Source organism: Nocardioides rubriscoriae, assembly GCF_008087085.1.
Lineage (GTDB): Bacteria > Actinomycetota > Actinomycetes > Propionibacteriales > Nocardioidaceae > Nocardioides > Nocardioides rubriscoriae.
Genome location: NZ_VIYJ01000002.1, coordinates 612,352 through 625,131 on the forward strand (window position 1 = coordinate 612,352; position 12,780 = coordinate 625,131).

The following is a 12,780-nucleotide window of genomic DNA, read 5'->3' on the forward strand; positions in this document are numbered from 1 at the left end:
TAGGTCGGCCGACAGCCGGATCGACGGAGGTCAGGTCGTCGGCGCGTCGGGGTCAGGAGACGGGCCGTCGAGGCGTACGGCGAGGTCGGCGGCGGCCGGGCCCCAGCCGGTGGGGTCCTCCCCCGGCGGGATCATCGCCAGCGACGTCCACAGCACCAGCACGTCCCACCACCGCGCCTCGAGCGGCGTCAGCGGGCGTACGGACTCGTAGCCGGCGCGCAAGGAGTCGTGCACGTCGGGCGTCACCGGGCCCCAGTCGTGGAACCGGGTCCCGAGCAGGACGGCGGCGCGGGCCATCTCGACGACCGCGTGGTCGCACCTTGCCTCCTCGAGGTCGAGGACGGCGGCGACCGCATCGCTCGTGCACAAGACGTTGGCGGCGCGGACGTCGCCGTGCACCAGCTGCGTGGGCAGCGGGCCCGCGGGCAGGTCGACCAGCAGCCGGCGCAGGGTGTCGCACGCCGGAGTCGCCAGGTGGGCAGGCGCAGCGTCGAGCCAGCCGGTGACCCGGTCCGGGAGCAGCGCGGGCGGGTCGACGAGCGCGAGCAGCTCGCCAGCCGCGGTGCTCGTCGCGAGGACGTCGTGGAGCCGCGCCAGGACCGCGCCGGTAGCCCGGACCAGTCCGAGGTCGCCGGTGTCGAGGAGGTCGCCGGCGACGACGTGCTGCACGGCGAGCGAGACGCCGTCGACCTCGACCTGCAGGCGACCGTCCGGAGCCGCGACCGGCGCGGAGACCGGCACTCCCCTGGCCTCGAGCTCGACCGTGAGCCGCGCCAGCGCGGCCAGCCGTGCGAAGCGCTCGGGCGCGACCGACCACTTCGCGATCATCCGGCCCGACGGCGTGTCGACCCAGGCCAGCGCGTTCGTGTGGCTCATCACGATCCGCTCGCACGAGGTGACGTCGACCGACCAGTGACGGGCGAGCGCCTCGGTCACCCAGCGGCGGGCGGCCGCTGCGTCGGCGAGACCGAACCGGTTCGTGATCACCTCGGCGGGGTCGTCGGCCTCCCACAGCATCTCGAGCATCGGTGGCGACGTCACGGCACCGTCACCGGCGCGAGGCGTTGCTCGACGTACCACTCGGTACCGAGCAGGCGTTGCTGCGTGGCATCGTCCAGCCCGACCACGACGCCCGGGAGCGCGCCGCGCCCGACCTCGCTGCGGTGGGCCGCGATCGCGGCGAGCTTGACGCGGAGCCACGGCCTCACGTCGACGACGTGCGTCACGGCGGTGTCGGGCATCGTGTGGACCGACCTGCGGGACCCGACGACCTCGGCGAGCATCGGCAGCGCCGAGCGCGGGTGGGTGGCGAACCACACCGCCTCCGGCTGCCACGGCTCCCCCACGTCGGGGTACATCTGGTCGAGCCCGGCAGCCTGGGCGGCCAGCACGGCGACCCGGTGGGTGTGGCGGTGGTCCGGGTGACCTGTGAGGCCTCCGTAGGCGTCGTGGGTGACCACCACCTCGGGTCGGACGTCGCGAATGTGGGCCACGAGCCGGCGTACGGCGTCATCGAGCGGCGCGTCCACGAGGCGCGGGCGAGCAGGCGCCGACTCGGGCACGCGGGCGTCGGCGAAGCCGAGCAGTCGCGGCTCCCCCGCACCCAGCACTGCCAGCGCCTCAGCCAGCTCCTCGACCCGGGACGTTCCTGCCGCCCAAGTCGCCGTGACCACGGCCCCGGCGGACCCCTCGTCGGCGGCACGAGCCAGCAACCCTCCCGTCGCGAGGGCCTCGTCGTCGGGGTGGGCGACCACCACCAGCATCCCCCGACCACCCGTCACCCCTGCACCCTACGAAACCCGTTCGCGCGACACCGCCGGCTGGGCGAGGGTGGCGCCATGACGAGCAGCGACTACTGGGACGCCGAGACGGCCGAGCGCTACGACGAGAGCTCGGCGTTCATGTTCGCCCCGGAGGTGCTCGACCCGGCGGTCGCGTTCCTGGCCGACCTGGCCGGCGAGGGCCGGGCCCTCGAGCTGGCCGTCGGCACGGGTCGGGTCGCGGTCCCGCTGGTCGGGCGTGGCGTCGAGGTCAGCGGCATCGAGCTGTCGCAGCCGATGGTCGACCGGCTGCACCTCAAGGCGCCGGACCTGCCGGTGGTCGTGGGCGACATGGCGACGAGCACGGCGCCCGGGGAGTTCGCGCTCGTCTACCTGGTGTGGAACGGCCTCGGCAACCTGCGCACGCAGGCCGAGCAGGTCGCGTGCTTCCGCAACGCGGCCCGCCACCTGTCCCCCGGTGGCCGCTTCGTGATCGAGCTGTGGATCCCCGGCATCCGACGGATGCCGCCGGGCCAGGACGCCGTGCCCTTCCACGTCGGCAGCCGCCACGTCGGGTTCGACACCTACGACCTGACCACCCAGCAGGGCACCTCGCACCACTACACGCGCGAGCCCGACGGCACGGTGCGCTACGGCCAGAGCAACTTCCGCTACGTGTGGCCCGCGGAGTGCGACCTGATGGCGCACCTGGCGGGCCTCGAGCTCGAACGACGCGTCGCCGACTGGGACGCGACCCCCTTCACCCAGGACAGCGAGAGCCACGTCTCGGTGTGGCGCAAGCCCGTCGCCAGCCCCTAGGCCACGCCGTACTCGACCTCGGGTCGGCCCGTGCCGTAGCGCTGGCCGCGCTGGAGCATCCCCGACTCGGCCAGGTGCTCGAGGTAGCGGCGCGCGGTCACCCGCGAGGCCCCGAGCACAGCGGCCACCTCGCTGGCCGAGCGCGGCCCGTCGGAGCTGCGGACGACGGACACGACCGCCCGCAGGGTCTCGGCGCTCATCCCCTTCGGCAGCTGGCTGGCGGCGGGTCGCAGCGCCCCGAGCATCCGGTCGACCTCGTCCTGGACCACCTCGTCGGGCGCGGTCGCGAGCCGGGCACGGAACTCGGCGTACTGCTCGAGGCGGGCCCGGAAGGTGGCGAAGGTGAACGGCTTGAGCAGGTAGGAGGAGACCCCGTGGGCCATCGCGCGGCGCACGACCTCGGTCTCGCGCGCCGCCGTCACCGCGATCACGTCGACGAGGTCGCCGGAGGCCCGCAGGCGTTGCAGCAGGCCCAGGCCGTGGCCGTCGGGCAGGTGCATGTCGAGCAGGACGAGGTCGACGCTCCCCCGGACGTCGAGCGCGCGGGCCGCCTCCCCGGCGCTGTGCGCGACGGCGGCCAGCGCGAAGCCGTCGACCCGCTCGACGTACGCCGCGTGCGCGCGGGCGGTGAGCGGGTCGTCCTCGACGACGAGCACCCGCACGTCGCTCACGCCCGGACCTCCTCGTCGCGCCGCGCGCCGAGCACGACGGTGAAGGCCGCGCCCCCGAGGTCGGAGCGCCCGACCCGGACCACTCCCCCGTGCCTGCGTGCGACCTGGTGGACCAGGGCCAAGCCGATGCCACGGCCCTCGGCCTTGGTCGACCAGCCGCGCTCGAGGGCGTGGTCGGCCTCCTGCGCGCTGAGCCCGGGCCCGCTGTCCTCGACGGTCACCACCGGGACGCCGTCCTCGCCGCCCAGGACGACCCGGACGCGACGCAGGCCTGCCTGCCCGGCCTGCCCGTCGAGGGCGTCGAACGCGTTGTCGACCAGGTTGCCCACGACCGTCACGAGGTCGCGCCCCGGTACGTCGCCGACCATCGTTCCGCTGACCACGAGCTCGATCCCCCGCTCGCGCGCTGCCGCCGACTTGCCGAGCAGCAGAGCCGAGACCGCCGGGTCGCCGACCACGCCGACCATCAGGTCGGTGAGCTGCTGGGCCCCCTCGAGCTCCTCGGTCGCGAACTCGATGGCGGTCTGCGGCTCGCCGATCTCGAAGAGGGACACCACCGTGTGCAGGCGGTTGGCCGCCTCGTGGTTCTGCGCGCGCAACGCCTCGGTCAGCCCGCGTACGGCGGCCAGCTCGCCGGTCACCGACTGCAGCTCGGTGCGGTCGCGCAGGCTGACGACGGCGCCGACCGAACGACCGTTCCAGCGGGCCGGGGCCGCGCTCACCACGAGCACCCGGTCGCCGGCGACGTAGAGGTCGTCGGACTCGGCCTGCCGGCTCAGCGCCGCCGCGACCAGGCCCGGCGCGAGCCCGAGGTCCTGCACCCGGCGACCGACGACGTCGTCGGGCAGGTCGAGCAGCCGGCGCGCCTCGTCGTTGACCAGCTGCACCTCGCCGTCGGGGTCGACCAGCAGCAGGCCCTCGCGCACGGCGTGCAGGACCGCGGAGTAGTACTCGTACATCCGAGTGATCTCGAGCTCGCCCATGCCGTGGGTCTGGCGTCGCAGCCGCCGGCTCAGCAGCCACACCCCGAGCAGGCCGAACCCCAGCACCGGCGCGGAGGCCGCGCCGATCGAGACGACGTCGTCGACCAGACGGTCCTGGATCGAGGAGATCGTGATGCCGACCGACACCAGCGCGACCACCCGGTCGGCGCTGTCGCGCACCGGCACCACCGCGCGCATCGAGGGTCCCAGGGTGCCGGCGTACTCCTGGGTGAAGGTGCCTCCCTGCGGGGCGTCGCCCAGGTCGCCGATGAACGGCTTGCCGATGTTGGCGGGGTCGGGGTGCGCGAACCGGGTCCGGTCGAGCGCCATGATCGTGATGAAGTCGACGCCGGTGTCGGCGCGCACCTGCTCGGCGAACGGCTGCAGCCGCGCCGACGGGTCGGCGTCGGCCAGGGCGTCGAGCACCGTCGGCGAGTCGGCCACCGCGCGCGCGACCGCCAGCGACCGGTCGGTCGCCTCGGACCGTGCGTCGCCGCGGGCGTCGTACGACGCGACGCCGAGCAGTGCCAGCACCAGCAGGACGACCACGCCGACCTGGAGCACCAGCATCTGCCGGGCGACCGGGACCGCTCGGGCGCGGCGAGCCTCACGACCCCCACGACGCTGACGACGCTGGCGACCCACCATTCGCGCATCATCGCCCAGATCCGGTCGCGGGGCACCTCGCGCCTGTGCGCACCCGTCCGGCTACGTCCTGTAGGTTGATACCTAATACTGTTAGGTAAGGACGTGATCCATGACCACCCGCACCCCGCTGACCCGGGCCCGGCTGGCGACGGTCGGCGCCGAGCTCGCCGACGAGGTCGGCTTCGAGCACGTCACGGCGTCCGAGGTCGCCCGACGCTGCGGCGTCCGGGTCGCCAGCCTCTACTCCCACGTCAGGGACGCTGACGACCTGCGTGCGCTGGTCTGCCTGCTCGCCCTCGACGAGCTGGCCGACCGCGCGTCCGCCGCGGTGGCCGGACGGGCCGGTGCCGAGGCGCTGGCCGCGCTCGCCGGCGCCTACCGCGACTACGCCCGCGCGCACCCGGGTCGTTACGCCGCGATGCGGCACCGGCTCGACCCGGCGACGGCCGCGGCCAGTGCCGGGCCCCGGCACGCCGACCTCACCCGGGCCGCCCTGCGCGGCTACGGCCTCGACGCGGACGGCGAGACCCACGCCGTACGCCTGTTCGGCGGGCTGGTCCACGGCTTCGTGACCCTCGAGCTCGCCGGCGCCTTCGACCACAGCGACCCCTCGCCCGAGGTCTCGTGGGAGTGGTCGTTGACCGCCCTCGACGCGACCCTCACCGGATGGAGCACCCGATGAACGCCCCTGCCGACCTGACGACCACCACCGGGGACGCCCTCGCCGCGCTCGTGCGCGGCGCCGGCGACCTCGAGCCCACCGCGCGCGGCCTCCTCCCCCACCGGTTGCCCGCGTGGGCACGCGCCCAGTGCCCCGACGGCCAGCTGGCGCTGGTCGAGGCGCAGCCCTCCGGCGTGCGCGTCGCCTTCGCCACCACCGCGACCCGCGTCGAGCTCGAGGCCGTGCCGACCAAGCGCGTGTACGCCGGGGCCCCACCGCGGCCCGACGGCGTCTACGACCTGGTCGTCGACGGGGTCCCGGCCGGCCGGGGCAGCGTGCCCGGCGGCGACGTGATGACGGTGGACCTGATGACCGGCGCCGCGGCCGTCGAGCCGGGCCCGTCGGGGACGGTGTGCTGGTCCGACCTGCCCGGCGCGACGAAGCACGTCGAGGTCTGGCTGCCCCACGACGAGCGCACCGAGCTGGTCGCCCTGCGCACCGACGCCCCGGTGGTGCCGCTGCCCGACCATGCCCGTCGTACGTGGGTCCACCACGGCAGCTCCATCAGCCAGGGGTCCGGTGCCGCCACCCCCACCGGCACCTGGCCCGCGGTGGCCGCCGCGCTCGGTGGCGTCGACCTCGTCAACGTCGGGCTGGGTGGCAGCGCGCTGCTCGACCCGTTCGTCGGGCGGGTCCTGCGCGACACCCCCGCCGACCTGCTGAGCCTCAAGCTCGGCATCAACGTCGTCAACACCGACCTCATGCGCAGGCGCGCGTTCGGGCCCGCGGTCCACGGCCTGCTCGACACGATCCGCGAGGGCCACCCCGACACACCGCTGCTTCTCGTCTCGCCGGTGCTCTGCCCGATCCACGAGACCACGCCCGGCCCGAGCGTCCCCGACCCCGAGGCCCTGGCCGCGGGCTCACTGGCCTTCAGCGCCGCCGGCGACCCGGCCGAGGTCGCTGCCGGCAAGCTCACGCTGGCCGTGGTCCGCGACGAGCTGGCGACCGTGGTGGCGCAGCGCGCCGACGACCACCTCGTCCTGCTCGACGGGCGCGACCTCTACGGCGAGGCCGACCACGAACGGCTGCCGCTGCCCGACCGGCTGCACCCCGACGCCGCGACCCACCGGCTCATCGGCGAGCGGTTCGCGGCGTACGCCTTCGCCGACGCGGGCCCGTTCGCGGCGGGGTGACCAGGACGGGCCCGCTCAGGGAGCGGTGCTCTCTCCCGGACGTCCGACCGGTCGGGGCGTGGCCGCGCTCGTGCGGAGGGCGAGGCCGTCGACGCGCACGGGGGCCTTGCTGCGGGTCACGATCCGCAGCGTCCCCGTCGCCGGGGAGGCGAACCTCTTGATCGCGGCGATCCGTTGCGTGCGCGGTGCCCCGCGACCCGAGATCGTCGCCAGCCGGGTCCGGCCGAGGAAGACGTCGACGCTGCCGAGGTCGCGGCCGTTGCTCAGCACCAGGGCCAGGGACGTCGCCCCGCGGACGGGGTACTCCATGACCGGCGACTCCACGATCGCGAACTCCACGAGCTCACCGGTCGGCGCGGGGACCTCGATCGTCAACGCGCCGGAGGCGCGCGCCGACGCGCCCTCCTGCGGGGCGCGGTCGAGGCGACCGACCAGCCCGGCGAGGTCGAGGTGATAGGCGGCGTACGACGACGGCGCGACGCGCCGGCGCAGGCCCTCGTGGCGCGCCTGCACCGGCTGGGCGACGGGGCTCCAGACGGCACCCGGGTCGGCGGCCAGGGCCACCGGCGCCGGGGCGGGGGCTCCGACGGCAGGGACCGGGACGACGGACGCGAGGCCCGCCAGGACCCCGAGGACCAAGACGGACGAGAGCACGGGACGAGAGCGCGGAGCAGACGACATCAGTGGTCCTTCGGGAGGCGGTGACCCGCAATCTAGGGCCGGCCAGCACTCCCCCGGAGTGTTTCTCGTCTGCTCGGCTTCATGCCTAGGAACGTAGAGGACCGGCGTCGCTGCTGCCAGGCTCGACCCATGACAGACGACCACGGACAGCCCGACCCCGAGCACCAGCGACCCGACGGGGTCACCGACGCCACCGTCGAGGCCCTGGGCAAGCTGTCGGCCGCGCTCGACCACGTCGAGGACGCACGAGGACACCTCTACGCCTTCCACCGGCTCTGCGGCAGCGCCGAGACCACCCTGGAGGAGGCCACCGCGATGATCCGTGCCGCTGGCCACGACGACGTCGCCGACGCCCTCGACCGCGACGTCCTGGGCCGCAACCCGCTGCCGGGGATGTGGTCGTTCCAGATGGTCGAGGCCTACGACGACGGCTACTACGCCGCGGCCAAGGGCATCCAGCAGCAGGCGATCGACGACCTCGTCGGCGGCAAGCGCCACCTGTTCGAGGCCGAGATGAAGGAGCTGCGCCGCACCCGGGGGCGCGCGGGCCACGAGGCGACCCCGGACGACGTCGACGCCTGACCACCACCGCGTGCGGGACCGTTCACGGGACCCTCAGCCTGCTCACCTACGATCACCGCCATGGTGAAGCGACGCTGGTCCCGTTCCCTCGCAGTGGTGGCAGCCCTGGTGCTCGCGTCCGGCCTCGCGGCGTGCGGCGACGACAACGGCGACGGCGACGGCGGCTCTACCGCGTCCGACGCCCCAGCGGCCCAGCGCACCCACGCCGCCCAGCCCGAGGACCCCGCCGGCGCCCCGTGCACCTACTCCCCCACGGGCGAGCCGGCCAAGCCCGTCGACCCGCCGGCGACGACCGCGGCGTACTCCGGCTCGGTGGCGGTCACGATCGAGACCGGTGTGGGCGACCTCGCGGCCACCCTCGACGCCGCCGCGACCCCGTGCACGGTCAACTCCTTCACCTCCCTGGCGAGCCAGGGCTACTTCGACGACACGTCCTGCCACCGGCTCACCACGTCGGGCATCTACGTGCTGCAGTGCGGCGACCCGACCGGCACCGGCGCCGGTGGCCCGGGCTACGCCTTCGGCGACGAGCTGACCGGTTCGGAGACCTACGCGGCCGGCACGCTCGCGATGGCCAACGCCGGGCCCGGCACCAACGGGTCGCCGTTCTTCGTGGTCTACCAGGACTCCCCGCTGCCCCCGAGCTACACCGTCTTCGGGACGATCGACGACGCCTCGGTCGCCGTGGTCGCCGACGTGGCCAAGGCCGGCACCGACGACGCCAACGGGCCCGGTGACGGCGCTCCCAAGACCGCGGTCGACATCTCCTTCGTCGAGGTCGGTCAGGCGACCGACGCGCCGCCGTCCGACGCCGACTCCGCGACGACCGCACCGGCCGGCACGTGCACCTACACCCCCGACGGCACCGCCGGCGCCGACGCCGTCGACCTCCCGCCGGCAGAGCCCACCGTCAAGGGCGAGGTGGCCGGCGTGATCACCACCGACGTCGGCCGGATCCCGATCACCCTCGACGCGAAGCAGGCCCCCTGCACCGTCGGCTCCTTCGTCTCGCTGGCCGAGCAGGGCTACTTCGACGGCGTCGCGTGCCACCGCCTCACCACGCAGGGCATCCTCGTCCTGCAGTGCGGCGATCCCACGGGCACCGGTGGCGGCGGTCCGGGCTACTCGTTCCCCGACGAGCTCTCCGGCACCGAGACCTACCCGACCGGCACCCTCGCCATGGCCAACGCCGGACCCGACACCAACGGGTCGCAGTTCTTCATCGTCTACGGCAAGACGCCGCTGCCGCCGTCGTACACCGTGTTCGGCACGGTGGCACCGTCCGGGGTCAAGGTCGTCGAGAAGGTCGCGGCGGCCGGGGTGAAGGGCGGCGGGTCCGACGGCCCCCCGAAGACACCGATCACCTTCACCAAGGTCGCGATCTCCTAGCGGTCCCCGCGACGCCGGTCGAGGTCGGCCGTAGCCGGCACCTCGATCGCCGCGGTGCTCGACCCTCCTGCCAGCGGGGCGCACCGCCCCTGTCAGAGCGGCCAGGTGACGCCGCTGAGCTCCTCCGAGCGCACCCACAGCGCCTTGGCCAGGTCGGGGTCGAGCGCGGCGCGGCTGCGGCCGACCCCGGTCGGCCACCCGTTCATCTCGCGCAGGCGGTGGGGCCCGACGTAGGTGTTGCCCGGCACGTCCATCGTGGCGGCGTACAGCGTCGGCAGCGCACCCTGGGCCGGCTTCATGCCGACCAGGCCGTGCCCCCACGAGCCGACCCACGCGAACCACCCGTCGCCGCTGCTCGAGGTGATCGAGGTCGCGGTGCTGCCCGGGTGGGCACCGGTGGCACGCAGCGTCGAGCCCGCCGCGGTGAGCCGGCGCTGCAGCTCGGCCAGGAACAGCATGGTGGCCAGCTTGGACGCGCCGTAGGCGCCGTAGGGCGAGTACCCCCGCTGCTGCCAGTCGAGGTCGTCGAGGCGCAGGTCGCCGTGCCGGTGGCTCTGCGAGGACACCACGACCACGCGGTCGGTCAACCGTGGCAGCAGCAGGTTGGCCAGGGCGAAGTGGCCCAGGTGGTTGGTCGCGAGCTGCAGCTCGACGCCGTCGACGCTGCGCGTGAACGGGACGCCGAGGATGCCCGCGTTGTTGACCAGCACGTCGACCGCGCCGACCTCGTCGGCGAAGCGGCGCACCGACGACAGGTCCGACACGTCGAGGACGCGCACCTCGACGCTGCCGTCGACCCGGCCGATGTCACGTGCCGCCGCGGCGCCCTTGTCGGCGTTGCGGCAGGCCAGCACGACGTGGGCACCGCGCTGCGCGAGGGTGCGCGCGGTCTCGAGGCCCACGCCGCTGTTGGCGCCGGTCACGACGAAGCGACGCCCGTCCTGCCCTGGTACGGCGGACCACGGACCCGCGCGCCCGGCCCGCGCCATCAGTGGCCCGAGTCCGAGGTGCCGTCGGTGCCGTCGGTGCTGTCGGTGCTGTCGGTGCTGTCGGTGCCGGCGACGACGTAGGCCACGTCGGTGCCGAGCCCGACGGTGCGCGAGACCGTGCAGATGCGGTCGTGGGTCTGCTGCACGAAGCGCGGCAGGCTGGCCCGCGCGGCGTCGCCGCCCTCCCCGTCGGGGAAGACCGTGTCGAAGAGCAGACGCAGGTCCTGCATCCGGCCACCGGTCTCGTCACGGACCTTGTGGCCCTCGGCGACGACGTCGAAGCGGACCGGCTCGGCCCGGCGGCCGGTGAGCTCCTCGACGTTGACCGCCGCGCAGCCGGCGAGCGCGGCGAGCAGCAGCTCGACCGGGGTGAAGTCGGTGTCACCGACACCGACGTCGAGGGTGCCGCCGGCGGCGTTGGTGATCCGGAAGGCACCCGGGCCCACCCGGGTCAGGGAGACGCTGCGCAGGCTGTCGGAGTCGGTGCTCGTCATGACGCACAGGTTGCCACGCCGACGTCACGCCCTCCGCACGGTCCAGGCCACCGGCCCGGGCGACGGCCGGGACCGGCCGGGACCGGGCGGTCCCGGGCGGGACCAGCCGGTCGCGTCGGGCGTGGCAGGGTGACCAGATGACCACGACGACCCGCCAGATCCAGCTCACCGCCCGGCCCCAGGGCACCCCCACCCCGCAGGACTTCCGCACCGTCGAGGCGACCCTGCCCGACCTCGCTCCCGGCCAGGTGCTCGTGCGCAACACGTTCCTGTCCGTCGACCCCTACATGCGGGGCCGCATGAACGACACCAAGTCCTACGTGCCTCCTTACACGCTCGACGCGCCGATGGAGGGCGGCGCCGTCGGCGTCGTCGAGCAGTCGACGTCGCAGACGGTCCCGGTGGGCGCGACCGTGCTCCACATGGCCGGGTGGCGCGAGCACGCGGTGCTCGACGAGGCCGCGGCCCGGGTCGTCGACGTCGACGTCGCTCCGGCCTCGGCCTACCTCGGCGCGCTGGGCATGCCGGGCCTGACCGCCTGGGTGGGCCTGACCGCCATCGCCGGGCTGCGCGAGGGAGAGACCGTCTTCGTCTCCGGCGCCGCCGGTGCTGTCGGCTCCATGGTGGGCCAGCTGGCCCGCCGGCTCGGTGCGGGCAAGGTCATCGGGTCGGCCGGGTCGGCCGAGAAGGTCGCCTGGCTGGTCGACGACCTCGGCTACGACGCCGCCTTCGACTACCACCAGGGACCGGTCGCGGGACAGCTCGCCGAGCACGGCCCCGTCGACGTCTACTTCGACAACGTCGGAGGTGACCACCTCGAGGCGGCCATCCTCCACATGGCCGACTTCGGCCGCCTGGCCCTGTGCGGGGCGATCGCCGGCTACGACACCCCCGTCCCCGGTCCGCGCAACCTGATGATGGCCATCTCCAAGCGCCTGACCCTGCGCGGCTTCATCGTCAGCGACCACGCCGACCTGGCCGGCGAGTTCTACCGCACGGTCGGGCCGTGGCTGGCCGACGGCGACATCAGCTACCGCGAGACCGTCCTCGACGGCCTCGACCGCACCGTCGAGGGCTTCCTCGGCCTCGCGACCGGCGCCAACACCGGCAAGATGCTCATCCGCGTGGGCTGAACGACGCGGCGTAGGCGCCGGGGCGGAGGCCCGCCCCGGCGCATCCTCCGTTCGGTCACTGCTGCCTGGTCACTCGCGACCACTCGCACCCGCGGACGGGTGGAAGCCGCGGGTAGGGGGTCAATCCGGCGTGGGGCCGCGTCGAGATTCCCCACATGCGACACCCCCACGGCGCACGAAGCACCCGCACCCCCGGCACCGTCCGAGGAGTCCTGGGCGCCCTGCTCGCCCTCGTCGCGTTGCTCGCCCTGGTGGTCGCGACACCGTCGTCGTACGCCGCCCCGGCCCCGGCCGCCGCACCAACCACCAGTACCAGCACCGGCACCAGCACCAGCACCAAGGTGGTGGTCCGCCGCACGCTGCGCGTGGTGCTGCGACTGGTCAACGCCACGCGAGCGACCGGCTACACGTGCGGCGACACGTTCTACCCCGCGGTCCGACCGGTGCGCCTGGACCGCAAGCTCAACCGGGCCGCTGCCAGGTTCGCCCGCCTCCTGGCCAAGCGCGACTTCTTCGCCCACGAGTCGCCCGACGGGTCGGGCCCGGGCGACCGGATCACGGCTGCGCGCTACCGCTGGCAGGCCTACGGCGAGAACATCGCCGCCGGCTACGAGACCGCCGCGGCGGTCGTCCAGGGCTGGCTCGACAGCCCCGGCCACTGCGTCAACCTGATGAACGGCACCTACACCGAGGTGGGGCTCGGCCACGCCTACCGCGCCGACTCCGACTACGGCGACTACTGGGTCCAGGACTTCGCTCGCCCGCGGTAGTGCC

The 12,780-nt window shown here is 74.3% G+C and carries 14 protein-coding genes; 7 read left to right on the forward strand and 7 right to left on the reverse strand.

The window, feature by feature from the left end:
- Nucleotides 1-30 precede the first annotated feature (30 nt).
- Nucleotides 31-1,041 (reverse strand): phosphotransferase enzyme family protein, encoded by a 1,011-nt coding sequence (locus FZC61_RS06290; protein ID WP_211357113.1) that lies wholly within the window; start codon nucleotides 1,039-1,041, stop codon nucleotides 31-33.
- A complete protein-coding gene (locus FZC61_RS06295; protein ID WP_211357114.1) occupies nucleotides 1,038-1,781 on the reverse strand; it encodes a PIG-L deacetylase family protein in 744 nt (247 codons plus the stop codon). The genes FZC61_RS06290 and FZC61_RS06295 overlap by 4 nt, the downstream gene beginning before the upstream one ends.
- A gap of 57 nt (nucleotides 1,782-1,838) precedes the next feature.
- Between FZC61_RS06295 and FZC61_RS06300 the strand changes: the two genes are divergently transcribed.
- Nucleotides 1,839-2,579 carry a class I SAM-dependent DNA methyltransferase gene (locus tag FZC61_RS06300; protein ID WP_148613251.1) on the forward strand — a complete coding sequence of 247 codons (741 nt, stop codon included), beginning with the start codon at nucleotides 1,839-1,841 and terminating at the stop codon, nucleotides 2,577-2,579.
- Here FZC61_RS06300 and FZC61_RS06305 read toward each other — a convergent pair.
- Nucleotides 2,576-3,250 carry a response regulator gene (locus FZC61_RS06305; RefSeq protein ID WP_148613252.1) on the reverse strand — a complete coding sequence of 225 codons (675 nt, stop codon included), beginning with the start codon at nucleotides 3,248-3,250 and terminating at the stop codon, nucleotides 2,576-2,578. The two genes, FZC61_RS06300 and FZC61_RS06305, sit on opposite strands and share 4 nt — an antisense overlap.
- Complete coding sequence (locus tag FZC61_RS06310; protein ID WP_148613253.1) at nucleotides 3,247-4,881, reverse strand: sensor histidine kinase; 1,635 nt, start codon at nucleotides 4,879-4,881, stop codon at nucleotides 3,247-3,249. Before FZC61_RS06310 ends, FZC61_RS06305 begins: the two co-directional genes overlap by 4 nt.
- Before the next feature lie 109 nt (nucleotides 4,882-4,990).
- Between FZC61_RS06310 and FZC61_RS06315 the strand changes: the two genes are divergently transcribed.
- Entirely contained in the window at nucleotides 4,991-5,563 is a 573-nt protein-coding gene (locus tag FZC61_RS06315) for a TetR/AcrR family transcriptional regulator (RefSeq protein ID WP_148613254.1), read from the forward strand.
- Nucleotides 5,548-6,738, forward strand: a complete 1,191-nt coding sequence (locus FZC61_RS06320; protein ID WP_211357115.1) for a GDSL-type esterase/lipase family protein — start codon at nucleotides 5,548-5,550, stop codon at nucleotides 6,736-6,738. Before FZC61_RS06315 ends, FZC61_RS06320 begins: the two co-directional genes overlap by 16 nt.
- Nucleotides 6,739-6,753: 15 nt before the next feature.
- Here the strand turns inward: FZC61_RS06320 and FZC61_RS06325 are convergent, their stop codons facing one another.
- The gene (locus tag FZC61_RS06325; RefSeq protein WP_148613255.1) at nucleotides 6,754-7,392 is read right to left on the reverse strand and encodes a hypothetical protein; all 639 of its coding nucleotides are present in this window, start codon (nucleotides 7,390-7,392) and stop codon (nucleotides 6,754-6,756) included.
- 156 nt (nucleotides 7,393-7,548) lie between these two features.
- On the opposite strand from FZC61_RS06325, the gene FZC61_RS06330 reads away from it, so the two are divergent.
- Both FZC61_RS06330 and FZC61_RS23625 read left to right on the forward strand, forming a co-directional pair.
- Complete coding sequence (locus FZC61_RS06330; protein WP_148613256.1) at nucleotides 7,549-8,001, forward strand: hypothetical protein; 453 nt, start codon at nucleotides 7,549-7,551, stop codon at nucleotides 7,999-8,001.
- 60 nt (nucleotides 8,002-8,061) lie between these two features.
- Nucleotides 8,062-9,390, forward strand: coding sequence for a peptidylprolyl isomerase (locus FZC61_RS23625; protein WP_246142561.1), 1,329 nt, complete (start codon nucleotides 8,062-8,064; stop codon nucleotides 9,388-9,390).
- Between the two features lie 92 nt (nucleotides 9,391-9,482).
- On the opposite strand, the gene FZC61_RS06340 is transcribed toward FZC61_RS23625, so the two are convergent.
- Both FZC61_RS06340 and FZC61_RS06345 read right to left on the reverse strand, forming a co-directional pair.
- The gene (locus tag FZC61_RS06340; RefSeq protein WP_148613257.1) at nucleotides 9,483-10,379 is read right to left on the reverse strand and encodes an oxidoreductase; all 897 of its coding nucleotides are present in this window, start codon (nucleotides 10,377-10,379) and stop codon (nucleotides 9,483-9,485) included.
- On the reverse strand, nucleotides 10,379-10,873 hold the full coding sequence (locus FZC61_RS06345) for an OsmC family protein (protein ID WP_148613258.1): 495 nt from the start codon (nucleotides 10,871-10,873) through the stop codon (nucleotides 10,379-10,381). Before FZC61_RS06345 ends, FZC61_RS06340 begins: the two co-directional genes overlap by 1 nt.
- A 137-nt stretch (nucleotides 10,874-11,010) precedes the next feature.
- Here FZC61_RS06345 and FZC61_RS06350 point away from each other — a divergent pair, with 137 nt between their 5' ends.
- Entirely contained in the window at nucleotides 11,011-12,006 is a 996-nt protein-coding gene (locus FZC61_RS06350; protein ID WP_148613259.1) for an NADP-dependent oxidoreductase, read from the forward strand.
- A gap of 155 nt (nucleotides 12,007-12,161) precedes the next feature.
- Nucleotides 12,162-12,776, forward strand: a complete 615-nt coding sequence (locus FZC61_RS06355; protein WP_148613260.1) for a CAP domain-containing protein — start codon at nucleotides 12,162-12,164, stop codon at nucleotides 12,774-12,776.
- The last annotated feature ends 4 nt before the right edge of the window (nucleotides 12,777-12,780 follow it).

What these genes read in the sequence shown, in the direction of transcription:
- FZC61_RS06340 (WP_148613257.1), bottom strand. Translation starts at nt 10,379, where the DNA reads ATGGCGCGGGCCGGGCGCGCGGGTCCGTGGTCCGCCGTACCAGGGCAG.
- FZC61_RS06330 (WP_148613256.1), top strand. Translation starts at nt 7,549, where the DNA reads ATGACAGACGACCACGGACAGCCCGACCCCGAGCACCAGCGACCCGAC.
- FZC61_RS06310 (WP_148613253.1), bottom strand. Translation starts at nt 4,881, where the DNA reads ATGGTGGGTCGCCAGCGTCGTCAGCGTCGTGGGGGTCGTGAGGCTCGC.
- FZC61_RS23625 (WP_246142561.1), top strand. Translation starts at nt 8,062, where the DNA reads ATGGTGAAGCGACGCTGGTCCCGTTCCCTCGCAGTGGTGGCAGCCCTG.
- FZC61_RS06320 (WP_211357115.1), top strand. Translation starts at nt 5,548, where the DNA reads ATGGAGCACCCGATGAACGCCCCTGCCGACCTGACGACCACCACCGGG.
- FZC61_RS06355 (WP_148613260.1), top strand. Translation starts at nt 12,162, where the DNA reads ATGCGACACCCCCACGGCGCACGAAGCACCCGCACCCCCGGCACCGTC.
- FZC61_RS06350 (WP_148613259.1), top strand. Translation starts at nt 11,011, where the DNA reads ATGACCACGACGACCCGCCAGATCCAGCTCACCGCCCGGCCCCAGGGC.
- FZC61_RS06300 (WP_148613251.1), top strand. Translation starts at nt 1,839, where the DNA reads ATGACGAGCAGCGACTACTGGGACGCCGAGACGGCCGAGCGCTACGAC.
- FZC61_RS06315 (WP_148613254.1), top strand. Translation starts at nt 4,991, where the DNA reads ATGACCACCCGCACCCCGCTGACCCGGGCCCGGCTGGCGACGGTCGGC.
- FZC61_RS06345 (WP_148613258.1), bottom strand. Translation starts at nt 10,873, where the DNA reads ATGACGAGCACCGACTCCGACAGCCTGCGCAGCGTCTCCCTGACCCGG.